The sequence below is a fragment of the Planctobacterium marinum genome (assembly GCF_020687805.1).
Classification (GTDB): domain Bacteria; phylum Pseudomonadota; class Gammaproteobacteria; order Enterobacterales; family Alteromonadaceae; genus Planctobacterium; species Planctobacterium marinum.
Genome location: NZ_JAJEWQ010000001.1, coordinates 105955 through 130025 on the forward strand (window position 1 = coordinate 105955; position 24071 = coordinate 130025).

The following is a 24071-nucleotide window of genomic DNA, read 5'->3' on the forward strand; positions in this document are numbered from 1 at the left end:
AGTGCCGAAAAGGGGGCTTACCCCCCAAAGGATTGTTTATCGTTCAGCAATTGGTGTAACCGCGCGTAAGTCCTCGCCAGTGTATTCAGCTGAAGGACGAATTATGCGATTGTCTGCGCGCTGTTCCATTACGTGTGCAGCCCAGCCTGTCAGGCGAGACATCACAAAAATTGGCGTAAAGAGTTTGGTTGGAATACCCATGAAATTATAGGCTGAAGCATGGAAGAAATCGGCATTACAGAATAGTTTTTTCTCTCGCCACATGACTTCTTCGCAGCGCACAGAAACCGGGTACAAAACGTCGTCACCCACTTCTTTGGCTAATTTCTCAGACCATAATTTAATGATCTCATTGCGCGGGTCAGATTCAGAATAGATGGCGTGACCAAAGCCCATAATTTTTTCTTTGCGGGCTAATTTGCCCATCATTTCTTGTTCGGCATGATCGGCAGAGGTAAAGCTTTCAATCATTTCCATAGCGGCTTCATTCGCGCCACCGTGCAGCGGGCCACGCAGTGAGCCGATAGCACCGGTCACACAAGAGTGCATGTCAGACAGCGTGGATGCACACACCCGGGCGGTGAATGTGGATGCGTTGAATTCGTGTTCTGCATAAAGAATTAATGAAACGTGCATAACCTGCTCGTGCAGTTCAGCAGGCTTTTTACCGTGTAACATGTGCAGGAAATGTGCACCGATAGAGTCATCATCAGTTTCCACGTCAATGCGTACGCCGTCGTGAGAAAAGCGATACCAGTAACACATGATGCTTGGGAAACAGGCCAGCATACGGTCAGTGACATCTTGCTGCATATCAAAATCGGCTTCGCCTTCCAGATTCCCCAGCATTGAGCAACCGGTGCGCAATACATCCATTGGGTGGGCGTCAGCCGGAATGCGTTCCAGCACTTCTTTTAAAGCCAGAGGCAGACCACGCATGGCTTTAAGTTTAACTTTGTATGCGTCAAGTTCAGTTTGATTCGGTAAATGACCTTTTAAGATCAGGTGGGCGACTTCTTCAAACTGACATTGGTTTGCCAGATCTTTTACATCGTAACCGCGGTAGGTTAATCCGGAACCGCTTTTACCAACGGTTGAAAGAGCGGTTTTACCTGCTACTTGTCCACGCAATCCAGCGCCACTGAGTACTTTTGCCATCGGAGGGTCTCCTTAAAATAGGGTATTGTAATTTTAGTCGTTAATTTGATTTATTGTCGGGCAATCGCCCGACACAGGATATGTTCTTGAAAGCCGTTTTATTTATTTTTGCCTTCAGCAAACAGGGCATCTAATTTTTGTTCGTATTCGTGGTAGCCCAAATAATCGTATAAATCCATACGGGTTTGCATTTGGTCAACGACAGCTTTCTGATCACCGTTTTGCAGAATTGAGGTATACACCAATTCCGCAGCCTTGTTCATGGCGCGGAAGGCACTTAATGGATAAAGCACCATATCGGCTCCCCATTCGCCTAACTGTTCTTTGTTCCACAATTCGGTTTTTCCAAACTCGGTGATGTTAGCCAAAATAGGCACATCCAGTGCTTCAGCGAAGGCGCGATAGTGTTCTTCTGTTTGCACTGCTTCAGCGAAAATGCCATCTGCACCGGCTGCAACATAGGCTTTTGCGCGGGCTATCGCTGCATCCAGTCCTTCCTGAGCAAACGCATCAGTACGGGCCATGATGAAAAAGTCTGGGTCTGTACGGGCATCTACTGCCGCTTTGATGCGGTCGACCATTTCATCGGTGCTGACAATCTCTTTATTGGGTCGGTGTCCACAGCGTTTTTGCGCTACCTGATCTTCCATGTGCACTGCCGCAGCACCGGCTTTTTCCATATCTTTGATGGTTTTGGCAATGTTAAAGGCGCCACCCCAACCGGTGTCGATATCCACCAATAGCGGCAAGTCGCAGGCAGCAGTGATGCGTTGCACGTCAGCAATAACGTCATTTAAGGAGGTCATGCCCAGATCAGGTAAACCGTATGATGCGTTGGCAACACCACCACCGGAAAGGTAAATGGCCTGATGGCCAATTTTCTTCGCCATAATGGCACTGTAGGCGTTAATAGTGCCGACGATTTGTAATGGCTTGTTGTCAGCCAGCGCTTGTCTGAATTTTTTTCCTGCACTCATAATTAGACTCCTGTAGGGTTTACCGAGGAAAGTTTTCTCGCGATATTTTGTCTTGAATAATCAATATGGCGGCGCATCAGAATCTCAGCTAATTCTTCGTCACGGTGACTGATGGCCTGAATAATGTTTTTGTGCTCGTCATACGCAGTGGTAACACGTGGGCCTGCCATGCCCAGTTGCACCCGGTACATTCTGACCAGGTGATAAATACCATTACTTAGCAGGCTGATAAGCTGCTTGTTTTTACTACCTATAATAATGCGGTAATGAAAATCCAGATCACCGGCTTCCTGATAATAGCGCTCGCCTGTTTTTACTTTATCGAAATGACTCGTCAATAGTTCATTCAGGCTGACAATCTCTTCATCTGTCATATTTCTGGCTGCCAATCTTGCAGCCATGCCTTCCAGTGACTCCCGGATTTGATAGAGTTCCGATAAACCTTCAGGGGACAGGGTGACAACTTTAGCGCCAATGTTGGCTTTGCGCTCGATGAGGTGATTGGCTTCAAGGCGGTTTATTGCTTCCCGAATAACAGCGCGACTGACACCATACTTTGTCGACAATTCGGTTTCGCTCAACTTTGAGCCTGCTACGATGACACCTTCCACAATATCATTGCGGATACTTAAAAATGTCTTGTCTGCGGTAGTAACCGGCATCGAAGCGGCTGAAAACATTAAAATCACACGAACGTTTAATTAATAATGTCGACAATTTTAGAGGGAAATACACAATAGTCAAATCGAAACTGGGTTTATTGTCGACAATTTGTGTGAGGTTGAGGTGGCAGTTAATAGCTGAACCATGTTCAGTTGTGTCGGCTTATATTAATAAACCTGGTTCATTTGATGTGTCAGGGCGCTAACTTTCGCTGCTGACGGGCGATTTGACGCTGTTGCCAGGCTTTTTTCACAGAGAAACGCCAGACATAGTTAAGCCCGAAGTAGCCGATAAGTCCGAAAACCACGGCACAAACAAAACAACCTAATAAAAACGCCGGGCCAATAGTTTCCATGCTGTTGACGACCCATTGCCAGGTGGGTTCGAACTCAAATTTGCTAGCCGGTGTCCCAATAATGAAAGTACCGACTTTATATGCGCCGTAAAATATCGGGGGCATGGTAAACGGGTTGGTGATCCAAACCGTGGCTACCGATACCGGCAGGTTAACTCTGAGAGGAATAGACAATGCAGCCGCCAGCCACATCTGAAAGGGCACCGGCCAAAATGCGAAAAACAAGCCAATACCAAAAGCACCACAGGCTGATTTACGATTTAAATGCCAAAGATTTGCATCGTGTAATAGCTTACCAAACACTTTGAGCGCCTTTTGCTCTCTGATGGATTGGTGATCAGGTAAAAATCGTTTGATTAACTTTTTTGGCATATATGTTACGGCTTTTGCAGTGGGATGCTGCTACATAATGAGACATTCACAATACTATGGACAGGTTTCTTTTCTCTTTTATTACCGCCAGTGCAACTTCATTAGTTTGGCCAGGCTTGTTGCCAGTCTGGACTATCTTGGTGTTGTTACTGCTGGGAATCGCATTGTTGAGAAAGTCAACTTCGCTGTCCGGTTGTTGTTTCGGTGTTTTATGGATGCTGAGTTTAGGCCATTGGGTAAACTATACGCAACCCAAACAAGCACTATTTTTGCAGCCCGTAACGCTTATTGGCGAAATTGGGACAGTTTTAGTGCCGGGAAATAATCTGAAGTTCGATCTGCTGGCGACACATTTTTTTAGCTCTGAAGGAAACCGCAAACCGATCGCGACGCTTCGCCCGATAAAAATTCGACTAAGTTGGTTGCAGCCATCGCTGCCGCTAAAAGACGGTCAACAGGTGCAACTTCATGTGAAGTTGAAACCTCGTTGGGGGCTGAGTAATGAAGCCGGATTTAATTACCAAACCTGGTTATTTGCCGAAAGTATTGTTGCAACAGGATATGTGAAATCGTCTGAGCTAAATCTTATTCAGGACAGCAGGGTTACGTTGCGCCAACAGATTACCGATGAACTGCTGCAGTATGAACGGCCCGAAATTCGCTGGTTGCTGGCGCTTGCCATCGGGTTCCGCGGGCTATTGCAATCTGAGGACTGGACGTTGTTGCAGGAAACCGGCACAGCCCATCTTGTCGCCATTTCAGGCATGCATCTGGGCATGGTTGCATTGTGGAGTTATCTGTTGTGTTGTGCCTTGTGTACCCTGTGGAATGCACTGCTGGCACGCCATGTTATTTCAAACATCCGTGTATTTGGGCTTACTGTCAGTCTTATTGTCAGTTTTGCTTATTTGTATCTCGCTGATTTTGCCGTACCAACCCTCAGAGCCTGGCTAATGCTGTTACTAGCGTGGTATTTGGTGGTTACCGGTATCCACTGGCCTGCCAGACGCTTTATCCTGACCAGCCTGGCGCTGTTTATTGTGCTGTTTCCTTTGAGTCTTTTTAGTTTTAGTTTCTGGCTGAGTTTTTCAGCCATTGTGATTCTATGGTTTTTATTCTGGCGATTTCCACTGCGGGGCAAAGGGGTTATCACTAAAGCCGGTTACTTCGTGAAGTTGCAATTAGGAATAAGCGTACTCATGCTGCCGGGTTTAATATGGATGTTTCAGGGGGTGAGCGTGATTGCGCCGGTCATTAATTTACTGGCCATTCCCTTTGTCACCTTAGTTCTGTTGCCGGTCAGCCTGATGGCGACGTTGGCTATCATTTTAGTACCGGAGTTAGCGCCGTGGCTTATGGCTTTAAGTCTGGAACTGTTTAGTGGCTGTGAACAACTGTTGACTCAGTTGATAGCGTTGCCGGTACATTGGTTCAACGTCTCACTAAGTCAGCCTGCTTCGGTTCTGTTTCTCTTATTGTTTGTCGTTGCGCTGTTAATGCCCCGAGTTGTTATCCCTAAACCTCTTTTTTTGTTATTTTTGTTGCCATCACTTTCCGAGTTTAAAATAGCGAACCACCCCTATTGGCAGGCGGATATCCTGGATGTCGGCAATGGCCTTGCGGTACTGTTACGCCGCAATGGCAGGGCAGTTCTTTACGATACCGGCGCCAGTTTTCCCGATGGATTTAGTATGGCACAGGCGGTGATAAACCCGGTATTGGACAAGGCAAAAATACGGCAACTTGATAAATTAATTATCAGTCATAGTGACAACGATCACATTGGTGGATTACCAGCCATTTTGCGAGATTACAGCGTTTCAGAGCTTATCGTGAAAAAAGGCGATTGTCGGCGTGGCATGAACTGGCATTGGCAAGGTATTCATTTCGAAGTCTTGTGGCCCGATTTCAATTTTCCTGAATTGTTAAAGGCTGATAATAACCAGTCCTGTGTTGTCATGCTGGATGATGGCAAACACCGATTATTGTTACCAGGTGACATCGAAGCAAAAGTTGAGGCATTGCTCGCTGACTGGCATCGCCAGGGTAAGATAGATTTGCGCGCTGATGTAGTTTTGGCTCCCCATCACGGCAGCAAATCTTCTTCATCCGGTGCTTTTGTTTTAGCTGTATCGCCCCAATATGTGCTGGTATCTTCTGGTTTTATGAATCGGTGGCGAATGCCCGCGGATATTGTAAAAAAACGTTATCACAAGATTGGCGCCAGTGTGTATAACACCGCTCAACTGGGGCAGCTGTCTGTGCGTTTTTATACATCACAAGGGCCGCAGGTATTATCCTGGCGAAATGATGAACATCCCAGGTGGTATTTACGGGATTGAGGTCAATATTGGCGTAAGTATGCTGTAATTTGATGGCTGAACGGCTACACTAGAGCCTGTTATTCGTACAGAATTCATAAGCTTACACTTTGCTTTGTTTAACACTGAAATTTTTTAATGAATCAAACTGAATATAACGGAGCGGTATTCGCTCGTTTTTGCGTTTATTTAAAGCGCTTTAAATTACCCTTTGTTGCCGCTATCACGGGGATGATTGGTTACTCCCTGATCGATGTTTTTGTTATCTCTCAACTGGAACACGCCATAGACAAAAGCCTGGTACAGGGGGATCTCGATTATTTACGCATTGCTGCCTATTTGATCGTCCCGCTTTTCATATTACGCGGGGTGTTTAATTTTATGGGAACCTACACCTTGTCCTGGATTGGCAATATGGTGGTCATGCAGATGCGTCAGGAACTGTTTTCCCGTTTCGTGCATTTACCTGTTTCGTTTCATGATCAGCATTCAACCGGTCAGTTAATTTCTAAAGTAATTTACGATACCGAGCAGGTATCGGTGGCAGCAGGTAAAGCCCTGTTAACTTTGGTGCGAGAAGGCGCCTTAGTGCTGGGCCTGTTAGCTATTATGTTTTATAAATCCTGGCAATTAAGCCTGGCGTTTTTGGTTATCGGGCCTGTTGTGGCTTTGATTGTGGCATATGTCAGCAAGCGATTTCGCATGGTGAGCAAAAACATCCAAAAATCCATGGGTAACCTGACCACCTCTGTTGAGCAGGTCCTGAAAGGTCATAAAGTGGTGTTGATGTTTGATGGGCAGGAAAAAGAACAAAACCGTTTTCAAGACAGGAACAACCACAATCGCCAGCAAAACATGAAACTGGTGGTGTCCCGAATTCTGTCGGTGTCCAGCATTCAGGTTATCGCGTCGTTTGCATTGGCAGTTGTTCTGTTTATTTCCAGTATGCCTGGCATGGTTGATAACCTGACAGCCGGGGTTTTCACCTCGGTGGTGGTCAGTATGACAATGTTATTAAAACCATTAAAGCAACTCACTACCGTTAACAGTGAATTTCAAAAGGGCATGGCGGCCTGTGAAAGTATTTTTATGATCCTTGACCAGCAGGAAGAAGAAAACACCGGCGTTAAAAAGCCGCAGCGGGTAGAGGGTAATTTGGAGTTTGACGAGGTTTGTTTTGCTTATGATCCTCAGGGCGAACAGGTGTTAAAACATATTTCTTTTAGCGTTCCCAAAGGGGAGACAGTGGCCTTAGTAGGGCGCTCGGGCAGCGGTAAATCCACGATTTCAAATTTGCTGACACGTTTTTATCAACCTCAGTCAGGTGAGATCAGGCTGGACGGATTACCCCTGGCAGATATTGAATTACGCGCACTGAGAAACCAAATCGCTGTAGTATCGCAGCAGGTGACACTTTTCAACGACACGATTGCTAATAATATTGCCTATGGAATGGAAGGCGTGGTTACTCGTGAGCAAATTGTGCATGCTGCTAAAGTTGCCCATGTGTTGGAGTTCGCCCAGGAATTAGAGCATGGACTCGATACTTTTGTCGGTGAAAATGGCCTGATGCTTTCTGGCGGGCAGCGTCAACGCATCGCAATTGCCCGTGCTGTTCTTAAAGATGCTCCCATCTTAATACTGGATGAAGCGACGTCGGCACTGGATACTGAGTCGGAGCGTTATATTCAGGAAGCATTGGAAACCCTGCAAAAAGAACGCACCAGTATTGTTGTGGCCCACAGATTATCCACCATTGAAAATGCCGATCAGATTTTGGTGATCAACAAGGGTGAAATTGTCGAACAAGGTAAACACAAACAATTGCTGGACAATAATGGGATGTACGCACAATTACACCGAATGCAATTTACCGAAGGTGCTTAATGAGTCGTTTGCAAGCCTCCTGGTACAAACCATTCAGCTGGTCCTTGTTATTGTTGCCACTGAGTCTGTTGTTTTGGCTGATCAGTACTTGCAGAAGAAAGGCCTATGGCAGTGATATCCTGAAAAGCCACAAATTAGACGTACCCGTAGTGGTTGTCGGTAATATCAATGTCGGTGGTAATGGCAAAACGCCATTGGTGATTTATCTCAGTAACTTTTTAAAGCAGCAAGGCTATCGCCCGGGTATCGTTTCAAGGGGCTATGGCGGTAAGGCTGCATCCTATCCAATGCAGGTACAAACCAATTCCGATCCGGCACATTGTGGTGATGAACCACTGTTTATCAGACAAAGAGTCAATTGCCCGGTTGTGGTGGACCCCAACCGGGTTCGGGGCGCAGACGCGTTGGTGAAACAGTACAAATGCAATATTGTGATCAGTGACGACGGCTTACAGCATTATCGCCTGGCCAGAGACATTGAAATAGCCGTTGTTGACGGTCAGAGAAGGGAGGGCAATGGTCTGTTGCTGCCCGCAGGTCCATTAAGAGAAGGCAAATGGCGACTTCAGCAGGTTGATTTTATCGTGTTGAACGGTGGTAAATTGAAAAAAGACGAATACCTGATGTCGTTGGAACCCGGACAATTAGTTAATGTTAAATTTAAAGGGCAAACCCGGCCTTTGAACCAAATAACGGGCGCGGTGTCGGCAATTGCCGGGATTGGCAACCCGCAACGCTTTTTCGAATTGTTGCACAGCAAAGGTATAAAGCTTGAAAGTACCCAGGCGTTTCCGGATCATTATCATTTTAAAGCGTCTGATATTCCGCAAGGTACTGTGCTGATGACCGAAAAAGATGCCGTGAAATGTGCCGGATTTGCACGGGAGTCATGGTGGTATTTACCGGTAAGTGCAAAATTAACCGAGAAGTTCAATCAGGACTTTTTGAGTAAACTTAGACATTATAGTTAACGCCTGATGGCTGATATGGGAAGGACAATACGATGCCTATCGATCCAAAATTAAGCGATATTTTGGTTTGCCCCTTGTGTAAAGGGAAAGTAATTTATGTGCGAGAATCTGAAGAATTGGTTTGTAAATTTGATAAGTTGGCCTTTCCGGTAAGAGATAATATCCCGGTAATGCTGGAGTCAGAAGCCCGCACCTTGACACTTGAAGATCTGAATTCAATTTCCTGAGTTTAACTATGGAATTTACAGTAATTATTCCTGCCCGATACCAGTCAAGCCGATTTCCTGGCAAACCACTGGTGGATATCAATGGCAAACCTATGGTGCAATGGGTTTATGAAAAGGCGGAGCAGTCCGGGGCCAGACGGGTGATTGTGGCAACGGATGATCAGCGTATAAAAGAGGTTGTCGAGGGCTTTGGTGGACAAGTCTGTATGACCCGGGCTGATCATGACAGCGGCACTGAAAGATTGGCTGAGGTGGTGCAATTGTTGGCACTGCCGGATGAAGAAATTATTGTCAATGTACAGGGGGATGAACCCTTTATTCCCGCTGAAAATATAGTGCAGGTCGCTAAAAATCTGGCGCAAAATCAGCAGGCAAAAATGGCTACCTTGTCAGTGAAAATCGATGATATTGATGAGGCATTTAATGGTAATGCGGTCAAGGTTGTCACAGATGCAAACGGGAATGCTCTGTATTTTAGTCGGGCGACTATTCCGTATGACAGAAGCCGATTTTTGGGCGTAAAACCATCTGACATTAAAGATATTGGCGATTTTTATCAGCGCCATATTGGGATTTATGCCTACAGCGCTGCATTCATCAAACAGTACATTGAACTCGATGTATCTCCTTTGGAGCACATTGAGTCTCTGGAGCAACTCAGAGTGCTCTGGCATGGGTATGCGATTCACGTAGAGCAGGCCCGGTGCACACCACCGCCTGGCATTGATACACCGGACGACCTGCAAAGAGCATTAAAAGAACATTAGGGAGTATTACATGGTAAATGTTGTTATTACCGGAGCTAATCGTGGCATTGGCTTAGAACTTACCCGAATTTACAAGGCACGCGGCTGTACAGTATGGGCTATATGTCGTCAGTCCAGTGAAGCGTTGGATGCTACCGAAGCGAATATCATTGATGGCGTTGAACTCTCAGATGTGCAGGGTTTGTCAGGTATGATTCATCCATTGCACGGTGTTGGTATTGATATACTCATTCACAATGCAGGCATTTTGCGTGACGAAAGTTTGAATCATATTGACGTCGCTACCATTGAACAGCAATTCAGAGTGAATGCTGTGGCGCCTTTGGTGCTGACAGATTTGTTACTGGATAATCTGAACGCCAACGCTAAAGTAGGTATCATCACCAGCCGTATGGGCTCGATGGGGGATAACGGCAGTGGTGGCCGATACGGTTATCGAATGTCTAAAGCGGCACTAAACGCTGCTGCAGTATCGCTGTCCCTTGATCTTAAACCGCGCAATGTTGCCGTTGCGGTTTTGCATCCGGGATATGTTCAGACGGGCATGGTGGATTTTCGCGGAGAAGTGCCTGCCAACGAGTCAGCACAACGACTGGTAACCCGTATGGATGAATTGAATATGGATAACAGTGGCACATTCTGGCACGCCAATGGTGAAGTTTTGCCCTGGTAGTGGGTGGCATGTCACAGAGAAGGGCGCTGTGCAACGCCCTTAGTTTTATGGAGCCAGGCTGGATTAACCGCGATTCCGCCCTAACTGATCATGGCTGGACACCCAGTCACCTGCGATGACTGCACAACCCAAAGAAATATCACCTGCAAGCACGGTGGCGGCCACTATTTCCGCGAACTTGTTAGCTTTGCCTTTACCCACACAGCCCAACATGTTTAAACACTCTCTTTGCGTGGGCAAACCGGTTCCACCACCAAAGGTTGCACAGATCAATGAAGGTAATGTCACTGCGAGATAAATATCGCCATTGTCCAGCAATTCATGGGTGAATAAACCCGCATGAGACTCTACGACATTGGCCTCATCCTGACCCGTTGCGATAAACAAGGAGGCAATGCCATTCGCCGCATGTGGACCGTTGTATGCCGCGCCCGCCATTAACGCACCGGTATTTGCCAGTACAGTGGCTTTGGCCAACATTTTTGTATCTACACCCATGATGGCCTTAAGGACTTCTTTTTTCACTGTTAATTCAGCGATTACCCGTTTACCACGTGAATGCAGCATGTTCAGGTGGGAGTGTTTTTTGTCGGTGTCCATGTTTCCGGACAACAGGTAGTTGGCACCGCCTGGATAATTGTGCTTAATCCATTCGCAGGCCATCAGCGTGGCTTTGCCAACCATGTTCTGACCGGCCGCGTCGCCAGTGGTGTAGTTAAAACGCAGATACCGGGATTTGGCCACTGACCACTGGTGAATATGCTTCAGCTTACCGATACTTGTGGTCGTTTCTGCTGCAGTCTTGATGCTGTCAAAGTTTTCTTTTACCCATTCGCCAAAAGCCCTGGCTTCGCGGGCATTGTCAAACAGAAATGCCGGTGCCCGTTGCATATACTGTTCAACTACGGTCGTGGTTACACCGCCACTTTCTGTGATCACCCGCATTCCGCGGGAATAACTGGCAACCAAGGTGCCTTCAGTTGTTGCCAACGGGATGTAAAAGTCACCCTGTGCATCTTCACCATTAATTCTCATTGGTCCTGCGACGCCAACCGGCATCTGACAAATACCAATGAAGTTTTCGATATTACCTGGCAGTACTCCGGTATCAATAGTGTACTGACCGGTTAAGGTCATGGGCTCGCCGGTTTTTGCTTCAATAAACTTGCGTCGCTCAGCTGCCATTTCCGGTGTGTAATCGTTCTCTTTACTACGCGGAATTCGAATATCATCTCTCATTTTTTGTGTGTCCTGTTTTAATGATTTTATTAAGGGTGATTTTTTTGACATCAGGCTTAGTAAATCATGTAACTGGTCTGACCACAAGTATTGATCTGTGATTTCCAATCAGGAACGGGAAATTTCACAGAAACGACATATTCGTTTTAGGCGGATACCGATACCAGAAGTATTGCCTGCAAAGTATAGGCAGTGGAGCGGGGCAGTCGTAAAACTAAAAAGGGCCGACTGGCCCTTTGTTTTACTTTAGTTTTTATCGGTAAGTTTCTGTTTCGTAATACAAAGGTTTCATCGGACCACAAAGCGTCAGTCGACTGAACAGTTGTGGAATAGTAGGCGTCGCAGAGGGCGTACTAAATTCAGTTACGCAACTTACCATATCGTCAAACAAGATCAGGTTATCGAACGTGGGCGGCTGCTGCAGTCTGTGTACTAATATAAATTCGTTGGTACCGACTTTGACCTTGTCGTAAACCTGTCGGATGCTGGACGGTTTAATTTCATCAAAGTTTCTCAGATACAACTGTTCATCGAATGCAATAACGGCTTGCTCATGCACTTTCATACCACCGCGATCAAAGTGCCCCATGTAAATATCCATAACCACTTCCAACTTTTCGCCTCTGAGCAGACGTTGCAGGTTAAAAGGTTGGGTTTTTGCCGTAACCAAATCAGCATCCCTTACCAGAAAACGGACTGAAGGAGTTTTAGTGTTGATTTTGTAGAGCAATTGTTGGTTATGAGGTTTCTCGTAACCTGGCATCGGGTACGCGAACAAGGTTGTGCCCATGCTAACCAGTACCATGTTATAGCTTCCCATATAAGCCGGGTCCAGCGGGGGAGGAGGCTGCTTGTCGTTGGCGAAACTGGCCTGACTTAAACATAAAAACAGGAATATCGCGGCAAACTTTGTCATTCAGAATGCACCCTTAATTGCGGAACACACCATCGTCTTTCGTAATAGTGTCGTAGAGGTTTGTCTTGGCCAACTGCTGTCAGCTGTGTCTGGCGTAAGTATCCTGGTTTTTATGTCAGAAAGACATACTGCTTTAGTATATAGCTGAACAATCAGGTATTAAGTGGCGATAATTTGATCAATATGGGCGTATAAGTGCATCTTTTGACAAGAGCGTGATCATCAAGGCTACAATGCGTCTGCTGTTGATGATCACGCAGTACCTGTTCAGACCGTTCTGGTGGCCATTGCGGGCGGAATGTTTGCCGCTTTTTTAGCCGGGCCCAGTACGGCCAATTGTCCCAGTACCCACAGGCACAGCATTCCAATCGGGATGTAATACCAACTGATGCGGTTTAATTCAAAAAAGTTCACCAGCAGAATGTTAAGTCCGATACTCAACGCTGCACCGGTCAAAACGCCGATACTGGTGATCATAAAGTTTTCCAGCATAAAATAGCGTACGATTTGCCATTGTGTTGCGCCAAGTGCTCTGCGAGTGCCAATTTGTTTCTTGCGTTTGTTGACGTTAAAACTCGCTAAACCGACAATGCCCATTCCTGTGATCAACACCAGTGTTGCCATGACGATGGTGAGAATTTTGATCATTGCTGCGTGGAATCCATAGCTCTCATTTCTTACATTCTCAAAGGACTCCATTCCTCTGACAAGCCGTTCATTGGCCCGCTGAGCCAGATACTCTTCTACTGCGCGCATCGCCTGATCCCGCATGCCATCTTGTGCCCTGACAAAGTAAGTGGTTGAGTTATTAAATGCGAAATATTCCGGCGACAACATGGTGTTTTCCAGTTGTTCCCAACCAATCCAGGGGGCCTGCAATGCATCAATGACTCCGATGATTTGCATGGGTTCATCGTTGTTAATGTAAGTTGTTTTACCTATGACTTCATCGATAGCGGTGTCGGGAAACAGGTCATTTGCAAGAGCCTGGGTGATGATGATGTTTTGTGGCCAACCTTCCTCACTGCCATCGCGATAACGCAATTCCTGTTCAGTAAAGTTTTGCCCGGCCAGTAACTGAACATCCAGAGCTTCCAGGCCATGATGGTCAACCATATACACGGCTGTAGCGACATCATCCTTGCCTTCACCCGCTTCGGTTTGAAGACTCATCGACCAGCCACCACCGCTGATCGGTATGGCATTAATGGTGGTTACATTGCGTACTGATGGCAATGCTCTGATTTGGCGCAGATCTTCCTGAATGGTATTTGGGTTGTCAAAATCACTGGCAAAACCGTTACTGTTAACATAAAAACTGTCGGCTTCATCCACGCCGCTGACGCGGGCCATCAGTGCTTCGCGTTCATCGATGATAAATATGGCATTGACCACGATGGTCATGGTGACTGCGATTTGCAGTGCTATCAACAAGGCTCCCATTTTATTGCGCAATAAAGTGCGAAAAATTGGGCCTAATTCCAGAGATGCGTTCATTGTTATCTCCCTACTGACTTTTAAGTTGACTGGCCGGAGCGATTGAACAGGCGCGCCAGGTGGGATACAAACCCGCTAATATGGTGGAGACCAGGGCAATCACAACCGCTAAAATTGCCATATTCATGTCTAAGCTGGTGAGTTTGTGGGCAAATTCACCATAAAGGGCTCTCAGTCCCTGCAATCCAAAAAAGGAAAAACCTAGTCCCAATAAACCACCTGCGACACCAATGCAGGCGGTTTCAACCGTGTGCTGAATAAATAAATCACCTTTTGTCGCACCGACAGCGCGGCGTAGGCCTATTTCACTGGATTTGCCCATAAATTTAGAAAGCATAAGTCCAATGGTATTGAGTAAACAAACGGCTAAAAACATCAGCGACAACCACATCATTATTTGCGCGTCGTCGGCAACAACCTCATTGTATTCCAGCCACTGTTGAACATTGTTTAATCGATTGTTGAGTGGGCGAGGGAAGCGGCCCAGTTCTTTTTGACTGTTGACATAGTTGTCTAAAAACAGCGCATAATCGCTTCGCTCAGCAGGATTGTCTAACTCCACCCAAAACTGAAAATTGACACATTCTGAGTTTAAAAATCCTTCGAAGCCTTCTTCATCGGGAGACTTCCAACAATTAACATTCCCCCAACTGGGCAGTTTCATTGTGCGTTTTAACTGTAATGGGATAAATAGTTCCGAAGGACGCCCAAAGTCATCATTGTTGAGATCGTAAAACTTTGGAATGGGGTGCCATTCAGCAATGACACCGACAATGGTAAACACTTCACCGGATAAGGTAACGCTTTGACCCACAGAGTTTTTACCGCCAAACAGGGTTTCGTTTATCTCTTTGGTAAGGACCACCAGGTGCCGGGCATTTTCGTCAGCTTGTTTATCCCACGCTGAACCATATAAAAAGGGCACGTCGAACATACTAAAGAAATCGCTGTAGGTGAGGCGGTATCCCGCCTGAAATGGCTTAATGTTCGGATCGGCGGGCTCTACAACACCGCCTGATTTTGCCATTGCTGCCTGGCGAATGCCCTGTTGGGCTTGCTGCAAGTTGGTGGCATCGGTCCAGGTGAGTTGATATGGGGGATCATTAGGGTCTACGGCAGCCTCAAAAGGCCCCCAGTTGTCCAATTGCACGTGAAACAGCACGTCACTTTTGTGTTTTATCGGGTTGTTGGACATCAGGTAATTTACTGTGATGGTGGTCATGCAGGCACCGATACCTAATGCAATAGCCAACACCATCAAACTACTTAACACCGGATTGCGGCGCATACTGATAAACGCCAACCTTAGGTAATAACTCATCATGGCTTTTTCCTCATCCGTTAACGACATCTCTGGTGTGTTCAGTGTTGACTTCATGTAACTCACTGACCTGACCGTCCCGGACGTGTATATTGCGTTTTGCCTGCGCCGCTAAACCCGGATCGTGGGTTACCATGACGATGGTGGTACCTTGCTGATTAATTTCTTGCAATAGCGTCATCACACTGTTGGCCATTTTACTGTCAAGGTTACCCGTTGGTTCGTCTGCCAATAAAAATCGCGGTGAACCGGCCAGGGCTCTGGCGATGGCTACGCGTTGTTGTTGTCCGCCTGAAAGTTGTGCTGGCAAGTGTCTCATTCTGTTGCTAAGTCCCACGGTGTCCAGGCTTTGTTCTATTCGCTGCTTGCGCTCTTTGCTGCTGAAACCTCGATATCTCAGCGGTACATCGACATTGTCAAACAAACTGAGATCGGGAATTAAGTTGAATCCCTGGAAAATGAATCCGATTTTTTCGTTTCTGACCCGGCTTCTGGCTGCATCACTAATGCCTGAAACGTCATTTCCGTCAAGAAAGTAACGACCTGCCGAGTAGGTTTCCAGTAATCCTGCAATATTCAAAAAGGTGGTTTTTCCCGAACCAGAAGGGCCGGTTACGGCGACAAAATCACCTTCGTTCACTTCCAGACTAAATTCTTTCAGCGCATGGGTTTCTACAACATCAGTGCGATATACCTTGGCAATATTTTCCATCTTTAACATGAGAATTTCCCCCAATTATTGTGTGAGTAATACGGTTTCAGCACCATCGAATGCTTCGGTACTGGAGACGATGATTTCATCGCCAACTGACAAACCTGCCAGAATTTCAACCGACCCCAGACTGCGGGCTCCGGTATGTATGGGTGTGCGTATGGCGCGGTTTTCCTGAATGAGATAGGCTATTTTCCCGCCGGCACTTTCCAGAAACTGACCTCGTTGCACCATCAGTACATCGGATTTGTTTTCCATTAGAATACGGGTCGTGAGACGTTGATTTTGACGTAATCCCAGTTCTGAAGAGTTGGCAAAACGCACCCGTCCGGTCACCTGATTGTTCTGGATTTCGGGGGAAATCGTGACCAGAACTGCCGAGTGCGTTTCACCGTTAAACTGTATTTCTGCATCCATTCCGATGGCCAAATCGTCGGCGTAGCTTTCCGGAATTTGCAGTTCAACCTCAAATTCACTGAGATCCACAACCGATAATATTGCCTGGTTTTGGGTTACCTGGTTTTTTTGCTCCACGGCAAGGTTGCCGACGATACCGCTAACCGGAGAGCGCACCGTTAACTCCTGAACTTTTCGTTGCAGATCGGCCACCAAAAGCCCCTGTCTGTCTACCTGAAGTTGGTTGGTTTTCAATTCAAACTCAAACGATTCAATTGCTAATTGCGCGTCTTCTACAGCGTGTTTGTGTTCCAGACGAGCGTTCTCCAGATCATCTTGTGCTTTTTCAAAGTCAATGGCGCTGATGCTGTTACTCTTTATGGCTTTGTCGGCGCGTCGTTTTTCTCTGTCAGCGGCAGTTAAGGCCACCAGGGCCTGATCAATGGATTTTTGATTGTTCAGTGCCTGCTGTTTGGCCTGAATTTTTTTTCGGTCCAGTTCTATCTGTAAACGCTGTAAAGTCGCTTCCTCTTGTTGTAATTCATTGGTGAGTTCTGGGCTTTCAATGGTAGCCAGAATTTGCGCTTGCTGTACTGAGTCTCCGGCATCCACCCGGTAAGTGATAGTGCCCTGAGCGGGGCTGTACAACTTAGGGCTGACAGCGGCTACGACCCGTCCCTGCACCGACAGATCTCTGACAAAATCACCACGGGTGACTTTGGCCAGTCGTAATCTTTCCCGGGAAACAGACAGATCTGAATTCGCCCAGTCGCTGTACGAAGGTGCGACAACACCGATAATAGCCACAACCACCACCGCGGCAATCCCACCCTTAAACCATTTGTGTTTGTTTGATGCAGGTGCCAGAACGACATCCTGACCACTGGTATCTGTGATTTTCATGCATTTCCCCGAAATATTAACCAAAACTGAACAATCACAGACTAAGTCGCGGCGATGATTTAAAAGGTTTAACGCAATCCGGAAAAATTTTTAGACAGAATGTTGCAAATTGTTTTTATTCTGGAAAAACAGTTTGTTATGACAGGAATTCAGGCGACAATATTTATGTTTTTAGCGCTTTATTTTTACTTGTTTTCACTGCTAATTCGCAGAATAATGCAGGTATGTAGTAGTGGTGGTGCAGGGAATGAATTTTAATCAGATTGAAACGGCTTATTTGCCTGAAATTCTCAGGTTAAACAATCGGGAAGTCCCGCATGTCAATGAGTTAGACTTAAAAACTCTGACGATTCTATGCAATGAAGCGGCGTTTGTAGAAGTTTGTACTGACGAATATGCCATTTCAGGGGTCATAATGGGCTTTATGAAAGGGGCGGATAATCACGGCTTTAATTTTAATTGGTTTTGTGACCGGTTCGATAATTTCCTGTACATAGACCGCATTTTCGTTAGCCCCATATACAAAGGTAAGGGGATCGGCAAAGGTCTTTATCAACAAGCTGAATCCTTTTGTCGCAAAAATGGTATTGAGGCCTTGTGTTGTGAGGTTAATGAAGAGCCGCCCAATCCAGCGTCTCATTTATTCCATCAACGCTGTGGTTTTGAACCTGTGCAATCGGTATTGCACCCTGAGGGGAAAACCGTACAGATGTATCGAAAGTTGATCGCCTGATGATCATCAGAGCCGATGATGTATCGGATGACAGAGTTGTGGCATTGTTGCAAGAGCACATCGCGGACATGTACGCCACCTCGCCACCAGAGAGTGTACACACTCTGGATTTAACCGCGCTGACAAACCCGGATATTAGTTTCTGGTGCATCTGGGATGGTGATTCTGCGGCGGGATGCGTTGCATTAAAAGAGCACGCACCGCATTGGGCGGAGATTAAATCGATGCGCACGGCCAATAAATATCGGGGCAAAGGCATCGGCCGCTTATTGTTGGATCACGTTATTCAGCAGGCTTATACCAGGCAGTATCAATGGCTTCGATTAGAAACCGGCGCTGAACCTTTTTTTCAACCTGCACGCACGCTTTATAGCAAGTACGGGTTTGAAGTCCGTGGCCCTTTTGCTGACTACGGCGACGATCCCCACAGCGTATTTATGGAAAAGTCCTTCTGAAATCTTGCAGACAGAACAATTAGACCATTGATAAATTAATCTGTTTTTAGCTTAGAGAGGAGATAAAAGCTCCGATGTTTTGCTTTGTTCAACGACATAGTCAATAAATTTTCTGACCCTCAATGGAAGTCGTTCTCTGGTGCCATAACACAAATGCAGTTCCAGTGGAGCAGGGCTGTACTGTTCAAGCACACTAACTAAGCTTCCTTCGCGCAGATACTCACTGACGCTATATCGGTCGGTTTGAATAAGCCCCAATCCTTTTCTGCACGCTTCCACCATTGGTGCCGGATCATTAAATGTGAAATTGCCCGAAGTATCAATTTTTACAGGTTTGCTGGTATTAAACTGCCATATCCAGCGTAGTTGATTTCCGGGGAACACGTATTGCAGGCAGTTGTGGTTTAACAAATCTTCTATTGTTTCCGGTACGCCATATTTCTCCTGATATACAGGCGAACAGTATACGCCCAATGGGTTGGTACCTATTTTTCGGGCAATGATGGTTTGATGTTGCACTGAACCGATTCGGAAAGCGATATCAATGCTATCTCTTTGAATATCTTTAACTGCATCACTGGAATCAAATGAGAAGGACACTTCAGGGTGTTGTTGAGCAAAATCAGTTGCCAGTTCTAAAACAATGTTCTCGCATAGCTTTTTTGTACAGCTTATGGAAATCTCGCCACTGACAATGTTTCGACTTTCTGCAAATATATGATTGATTTCTTCCAATTCTTTGATCGGGGCATTTGATCTTTGATAAAGCAGTTTTCCTTCATCAGTCAGTGTTAAATCACGGGTGGTTCTAAAAAAAAGTTTGACGCCTAAAGTGTTTTCAAGACGGGTAATGTTTTGACCCACTGCTGCTGCCGATACGCCTAAATATTGGGCCGCTGCCGCCAATGTCCCATGCTCTACAGTTTTGACAAAAGAGATAATTGTTTTTGAAGCGTACATATTAATTATAAATGTTTTCTTTATTTTGACGTAAGAAAATATTGCATATTGTTTGTTAATGCAATGAATTAGCATGCCTTTTCTGGTTAACAAGAAAGGTCAAATTGATGAGATTTAAAGACAAAGTAGTTTTGATTACAGGTGGAAACTCTGGTATCGGTCTGTCGGCCGCGAAGCAATTCGCACGAGACGGAGCAAAAGTGGTTATTTCAGGACGAAGAAGAAATGTACTCGATGACATAACCGGTAGCCACGCAAACATTTATGGTGTAGTTGCTGATGCTGCTGACCCTGACTCGGCACAGGTGGTTATTGATTATGCGGTGACGAACTTTGGTCGAATTGATGTATTGGTTAACAATGTTGGTGCAGGATGCATTGGTGGCATAGAGCAATTACCCTTTGCTGCGATAACAGACGTATTCAACATTAATGTTTTGTACGCAATTAAGATGATTCAAAAGTCATTACCTTATTTGGAACAGGTAGAAGGGAATATTGTCAACCTGAGTAGTACCTATGGTCACAAAGCCGCGCCATTTTTAAGTGTGTACGGTCTCAGTAAGGCTGCGATTGAACACCTGACCAAAAGCCTGGCCATTGAACTGGCATTTAAACATGTCAGAGTTAACGCGGTTGCGCCCGGGCCTACTGAAAGTGAATTTTTGCAGGCTCGAATGAACCTTAGCCCTGAAGAGATTGTTGCAGTTAAGAAGACCGAGATTGCGAAAATTCCCCTGGGAAGAAGAGGGGTTCCCGATGATGTGGCTCACTGGGTAGTTGAGTTGGCCGCTTCTACCGGCAGTTGGATAACCGGGCAAATCGTTGACGTGGATGGTGGACTTTCCATTTCTTAAAGTTGCTCATCGGAACGGTAGGGGGTAATTGCGTGTACCGCTTACCCCCAAGATATTGATTTACATCAAATACCTTTTGCCCAATGTTGTGTATAAACAGCAGTATCCTGAGCATATTCATGTGTGATGGTTAACCGCTTGTTTTTTTGCATTTCGGAATGAGGTAATTATGTATAAAACAATAGTATGTGCCGTTGAAATCGGCAATGAAGGCAGAGAGTTACTCACTAAAGCCAGTACATTGGCGGATAAGTTTGGTAGTCGATTGATTGTTGTTAATGTGCTGCCCTATACGTTTTTGCCAAAGGATTATCAGAAGGAACTGACCGAAAAAGCGATCCCTGAATTTGAGAAATTGGTGGCTGAGTTCAAAGTGGCGAAAAAGAACAGGGTGCTTAAAGTTGGTAAACCTCACGAAATTATTTGCCAGGTAGCAAAGCGTAAAAAGGCTGATTTAATCTTGCTGGGAACGCACTCAAAAAAAGGCCTGCAATCACTGATTGGCTCTACTGCCTCGGCGGTGTCTAACAATGCGGTTTGTGATGTGTCTTTGGTGAGAATGAAATAGTGTTTAAACACATGAGCCTGACCCTTCAGGTCAGGCTCTTTGTGGTTATTTTATCCTAAGCGGCTTTGATGATTTTAGCCACTAATCCTTTACTGTCATTAATCATATTATGGGTTTTGCGGCGCAATTTGAGCAGCAGCAAATAGGCCAGCGGTACCAGCAACAAACTGGTCATGGTGGAAAAGACTAATCCGCCAATAATCGCGATTGCCATGGGGGAATAAGGCGGGCCGTCACCACCAACATTGGTATCACCCAGTGCCAAAGGCAGTAAACCCAGCACAGTGGTCGCCACTGTCATCAAGACCGGTCTTACCCGGGTCAGACATCCTTCCATGATGGCATCATGGACACGATGGCCTTCGTTGACTAATTGATTGATGCGGTCCACTAAAACAATGCCGTTATTGACCACGATCCCCATGAGGATCAGCATGCCAATCATGCCCATCACCGACATTGGGGTACCGGTCAGTGCAAAGGTCCAAAATACGCCGGTAAATGAAAACAGCACCGAAGTAATCACCGCGGTTGGCAATACCAGAGACTCAAACAATGCAGCCATTACAATATAAATCATGGCGATAGCTAACAGCATATTGGTCAGCATGATCGATTCTGACTCTCGCTGTTGTCTGAAACTACCATCCAAAGACCAGCTATACCCGGTGGGCAGCTCCAGACTACCCATGATTTTTTCAATTTTTTCACGGGCTTCGTCCAGCGTCATGTCTTCTTCCATGTTGGCCCCAATCGCAATTGCCGTTTGTCGATAATAACGATTGATTTGCGACAGTCTGCTGGTTATTTGCAAATCTGCAACCATGTCCAATGTGACTGTTTTGTTGCCATCGCGCGCTACAGGTAGCGATTTTAATTCTGCGATAGAGTGTTGCAATGCTTCGTCAAACATCAGTCGAATATCTACTTCACCGTTGTTCCCATGGCGGAAAGTGCGCAGGTTATTGCCGCGTAATGCGGTTGCCACAATACTGCCAATATCCTGAGAATTTAAGCCAAATCGATAGGCTTTTTGCCGGTCAACGTGGATTTGTAATTCCCGTTGGTTGTCATCTATCTCTGTCTTAACATCCGCTAAACCGTCAATATTGCTCAGTACCGGCACTACCTGGTCGGCAATACGCAGCAAGCTTTCCGAAGACGGGCCTAACAAGGTCAAACGAACTCCGCCGCCACCGCCATCGTCCCAGCGAAAACTGGGTTCAGCTCGCGCAAATTTAGGCAACGCATCACGGATCATTTCCTGAATTTCTTTCTTTTTAACAGGCAGTTCATCGTTCAGGGTAATACCGGAAACAGCAAACCCGGGTGTGTAGTAACTGTAGATGGATTTGATATGGAATTTTTCCTGATGTTCATACAAAAATGTCTCCAGTTTAGTGACTGTTTTTTCTACTTCATCCAGGGTGTAGTTACCATTGATATTGTAGTTAAGCCAAATGCGATTTCTGCTATCCATACCTTGCTCGTTATCAGGTACCAGCTGCGCAATGAACACCGTGCTGACAATCATCAATAAACCGATAATAGCACTCCACCCCTGGTGAGAAAGTGTCCAGGCCAGCATGCGTTCATAGCGTTGTTTCATGATGCTGGGCTTTGCATTTTTTTTACGCGGTTTGTGTTTGATCTTTGAAGCCAACAATGGGATCAGTGTCTGTGCGATCAACAGTGAAGCAAACAGCGATATGCAGATGGAAATTGCCACATGCTCCAGGAAGATTGTCAGGCTGACTTTTTTACCAATGATATTCGGTAAGAACACAATAGCAGTGGTTGCAGTACCTGCGATCACCGCCAGGCTGACTTTGGACACACCAATTTTGGTGGCGGTAACCGCATCTTTTACATTGGCTTTTTCCTGTTCAATACTTTCAGTGACCACCACGGCATTGTCGACCAACATGCCCACAGCCAGCATTAGCCCCATCAAAGACAAAATATTGATGGTGTAACCAAAAAAGAACATAAACCCCAGCGTAATACACAATGAAAACGGTACAGAGAGCACCACTATCAGGGTGGTGGTGAAGCGACGTAAAAATGCGTACAGCACCAGTATTGATAAAAATGCACCCATTAATCCGGCATCCACCAAATCTGACAATGAGGATGTTACAGATTCAGCTTCATCATCAAAAATAAGCAGGTTGATACCATTAAATGCCGGATTTTCATTTGCTTCATCAATCACATTCCAAACCCGCTCTGATACTTCAACCAGATTAGAGCCAGACTCGCGAAAGATGTTAAAACCGACCGCGTAGGTTTGATCCAGGTGTCGGCCTTCAGAGCGGCGTGGAGTCTCATACTGAATCTCAGCGATGTCTTTTAACTGAATACCTTTGGCCACATACAGCGCTTCAATTTCCTGCATGCTGCGATATTCGCCTTGCGGTGTTACAGATATTTTTTCCTGATTTTCAAAGATGTGACCGGCACTCATGGAAAAATTGGCGGCCTGTAATGTCCTTACCAGGTCTCCCACATTTACATGCAGGGCTGCCATGCGTTCCTGATCGATGCGAATGGCGATTTCTTTTTTCAAAACGCCATAAAGCTCAACTCTGGAAACGCCTTCGACGCGTTCAATCGGTTGCTTCAGGTTGCGTTCCAGCAAATCATAAGCATTGGACAGGTCGCGTTCGCTGGACACCCGAAGTTGGAAAATGGGCAGGTCATTGGTATTGAACTGATACACCAGTATGCGTTCAACATCGTCAGGTAATAAGTGCCGTATTGCATCGATCTTTTCACGTGCTTCGATACTTTTAGCATTGATGTTTTCATCCCAGTTGAATTCAATTCCTATTTCAGCGCCATTTTCTCTGGAGGATGAACGCAGACGTTGAATGCCTGACATGGTTGCCAGTGCTTCTTCTACTGGCCGGGTGATCATTTTCTCTACCTCGGCTGGCGAAGCGTCCCGGTAGGGGACATTAATATAGATTTCCGGAATATCAATACCGGGGAACTTCTCCAGTGGCAATAAGCGACTGGAGATAAGCCCCAGTAGTAACATCGAGGCAAAAAACATGCAGACGGTAACAGGGCGACGTAGCGCGAAGTTGGCCAGCCCCGCACCCATTAACTGAAACTTGTTTTCAGGTTGCTGGTTCATT

22 protein-coding genes are annotated in these 24071 nt (G+C 46.0%); 10 read left to right on the plus strand and 12 right to left on the minus strand.

Annotated features, from left to right (window positions below; genetic code table 11):
• Positions 1-36 precede the first annotated feature (36 nt).
• The 4 genes from prpC to LJ740_RS00505 form a co-directional block, all read right to left on the minus strand.
• Positions 37-1158 (minus strand): bifunctional 2-methylcitrate synthase/citrate synthase, encoded by a 1122-nt coding sequence (prpC, locus tag LJ740_RS00490; protein WP_229527066.1) that lies wholly within the window; start codon positions 1156-1158, stop codon positions 37-39.
• Positions 1159-1256: 98 nt separating this feature from the next.
• Positions 1257-2135, minus strand: coding sequence for a methylisocitrate lyase (gene prpB / locus LJ740_RS00495; RefSeq protein ID WP_229527068.1), 879 nt, complete (start codon positions 2133-2135; stop codon positions 1257-1259).
• A gap of 2 nt (positions 2136-2137) precedes the next feature.
• Positions 2138-2815 (minus strand): GntR family transcriptional regulator, encoded by a 678-nt coding sequence (locus LJ740_RS00500; protein ID WP_229527069.1) that lies wholly within the window; start codon positions 2813-2815, stop codon positions 2138-2140.
• 176 nt (positions 2816-2991) lie between these two features.
• A complete protein-coding gene (locus LJ740_RS00505; protein ID WP_229527070.1) occupies positions 2992-3525 on the minus strand; it encodes a DUF2062 domain-containing protein in 534 nt (177 codons plus the stop codon).
• Between the two features lie 56 nt (positions 3526-3581).
• Between LJ740_RS00505 and LJ740_RS00510 the strand changes: the two genes are divergently transcribed.
• The 6 genes from LJ740_RS00510 to LJ740_RS00535 all read left to right on the plus strand — a co-directional run bounded on the left by LJ740_RS00510 (position 3582) and on the right by LJ740_RS00535 (position 10371).
• Positions 3582-5867: a DNA internalization-related competence protein ComEC/Rec2 gene (locus LJ740_RS00510; RefSeq protein WP_229527075.1), complete on the plus strand. Its 2286-nt coding sequence runs from the start codon at positions 3582-3584 to the stop codon at positions 5865-5867.
• A gap of 117 nt (positions 5868-5984) precedes the next feature.
• Positions 5985-7733, plus strand: coding sequence for a lipid A export permease/ATP-binding protein MsbA (gene msbA / locus LJ740_RS00515; protein WP_229527085.1), 1749 nt, complete (start codon positions 5985-5987; stop codon positions 7731-7733).
• A complete protein-coding gene (gene lpxK / locus LJ740_RS00520) occupies positions 7733-8704 on the plus strand; it encodes a tetraacyldisaccharide 4'-kinase (protein WP_229527087.1) in 972 nt (323 codons plus the stop codon). The genes msbA and lpxK overlap by 1 nt, the downstream gene beginning before the upstream one ends.
• Positions 8705-8736: 32 nt before the next feature.
• Positions 8737-8931 (plus strand): Trm112 family protein, encoded by a 195-nt coding sequence (locus LJ740_RS00525; protein ID WP_267498120.1) that lies wholly within the window; start codon positions 8737-8739, stop codon positions 8929-8931.
• Positions 8932-8939: 8 nt separating this feature from the next.
• Positions 8940-9698 (plus strand): 3-deoxy-manno-octulosonate cytidylyltransferase, encoded by a 759-nt coding sequence (gene kdsB / locus LJ740_RS00530; RefSeq protein ID WP_229527088.1) that lies wholly within the window; start codon positions 8940-8942, stop codon positions 9696-9698.
• Positions 9699-9708: 10 nt separating this feature from the next.
• Entirely contained in the window at positions 9709-10371 is a 663-nt protein-coding gene (locus LJ740_RS00535) for an SDR family oxidoreductase (RefSeq protein ID WP_229527089.1), read from the plus strand.
• A 63-nt stretch (positions 10372-10434) separates the two neighbouring features.
• Here the strand turns inward: LJ740_RS00535 and LJ740_RS00540 are convergent, their stop codons facing one another.
• From LJ740_RS00540 to LJ740_RS00565, 6 genes are all read right to left on the minus strand, one after another.
• The gene (locus tag LJ740_RS00540; RefSeq protein ID WP_229527090.1) at positions 10435-11610 is read right to left on the minus strand and encodes a hydroxymethylglutaryl-CoA reductase; all 1176 of its coding nucleotides are present in this window, start codon (positions 11608-11610) and stop codon (positions 10435-10437) included.
• 253 nt (positions 11611-11863) lie between these two features.
• Complete coding sequence (locus tag LJ740_RS00545) at positions 11864-12526, minus strand: hypothetical protein (RefSeq protein ID WP_229527092.1); 663 nt, start codon at positions 12524-12526, stop codon at positions 11864-11866.
• Between the two features lie 267 nt (positions 12527-12793).
• Positions 12794-14023 (minus strand): ABC transporter permease, encoded by a 1230-nt coding sequence (locus LJ740_RS00550; RefSeq protein WP_229527094.1) that lies wholly within the window; start codon positions 14021-14023, stop codon positions 12794-12796.
• Positions 14024-14033: 10 nt separating this feature from the next.
• Positions 14034-15347, minus strand: a complete 1314-nt coding sequence (locus LJ740_RS00555) for an ABC transporter permease (RefSeq protein WP_229528014.1) — start codon at positions 15345-15347, stop codon at positions 14034-14036.
• 10 nt (positions 15348-15357) lie between these two features.
• Complete coding sequence (locus tag LJ740_RS00560) at positions 15358-16065, minus strand: ABC transporter ATP-binding protein (protein WP_229527096.1); 708 nt, start codon at positions 16063-16065, stop codon at positions 15358-15360.
• Between the two features lie 15 nt (positions 16066-16080).
• Positions 16081-17355, minus strand: a complete 1275-nt coding sequence (locus tag LJ740_RS00565; RefSeq protein WP_229527097.1) for an efflux RND transporter periplasmic adaptor subunit — start codon at positions 17353-17355, stop codon at positions 16081-16083.
• 247 nt (positions 17356-17602) lie between these two features.
• Between LJ740_RS00565 and LJ740_RS00570 the strand changes: the two genes are divergently transcribed.
• Positions 17603-18088 carry a GNAT family N-acetyltransferase gene (locus LJ740_RS00570; protein ID WP_229527098.1) on the plus strand — a complete coding sequence of 162 codons (486 nt, stop codon included), beginning with the start codon at positions 17603-17605 and terminating at the stop codon, positions 18086-18088.
• Positions 18088-18543, plus strand: coding sequence for a GNAT family N-acetyltransferase (locus LJ740_RS00575; protein WP_229527099.1), 456 nt, complete (start codon positions 18088-18090; stop codon positions 18541-18543). The genes LJ740_RS00570 and LJ740_RS00575 overlap by 1 nt, the downstream gene beginning before the upstream one ends.
• Before the next feature lie 51 nt (positions 18544-18594).
• Here LJ740_RS00575 and LJ740_RS00580 read toward each other — a convergent pair whose 3' ends face one another.
• The gene (locus LJ740_RS00580) at positions 18595-19596 is read right to left on the minus strand and encodes a LysR family transcriptional regulator (protein WP_229527100.1); all 1002 of its coding nucleotides are present in this window, start codon (positions 19594-19596) and stop codon (positions 18595-18597) included.
• A gap of 14 nt (positions 19597-19610) precedes the next feature.
• Here LJ740_RS00580 and LJ740_RS00585 point away from each other — a divergent pair, with 14 nt between their 5' ends.
• Both LJ740_RS00585 and LJ740_RS00590 read left to right on the plus strand, forming a co-directional pair.
• On the plus strand, positions 19611-20360 hold the full coding sequence (locus tag LJ740_RS00585; RefSeq protein WP_229527101.1) for an SDR family NAD(P)-dependent oxidoreductase: 750 nt from the start codon (positions 19611-19613) through the stop codon (positions 20358-20360).
• A gap of 169 nt (positions 20361-20529) precedes the next feature.
• Positions 20530-20928, plus strand: coding sequence for a universal stress protein (locus LJ740_RS00590; protein WP_229527102.1), 399 nt, complete (start codon positions 20530-20532; stop codon positions 20926-20928).
• 55 nt (positions 20929-20983) lie between these two features.
• Here the strand turns inward: LJ740_RS00590 and LJ740_RS00595 are convergent, their stop codons facing one another.
• Positions 20984-24070, minus strand: coding sequence for an efflux RND transporter permease subunit (locus tag LJ740_RS00595; RefSeq protein WP_229527103.1), 3087 nt, complete (start codon positions 24068-24070; stop codon positions 20984-20986).
• Position 24071 lies beyond the last annotated feature (1 nt).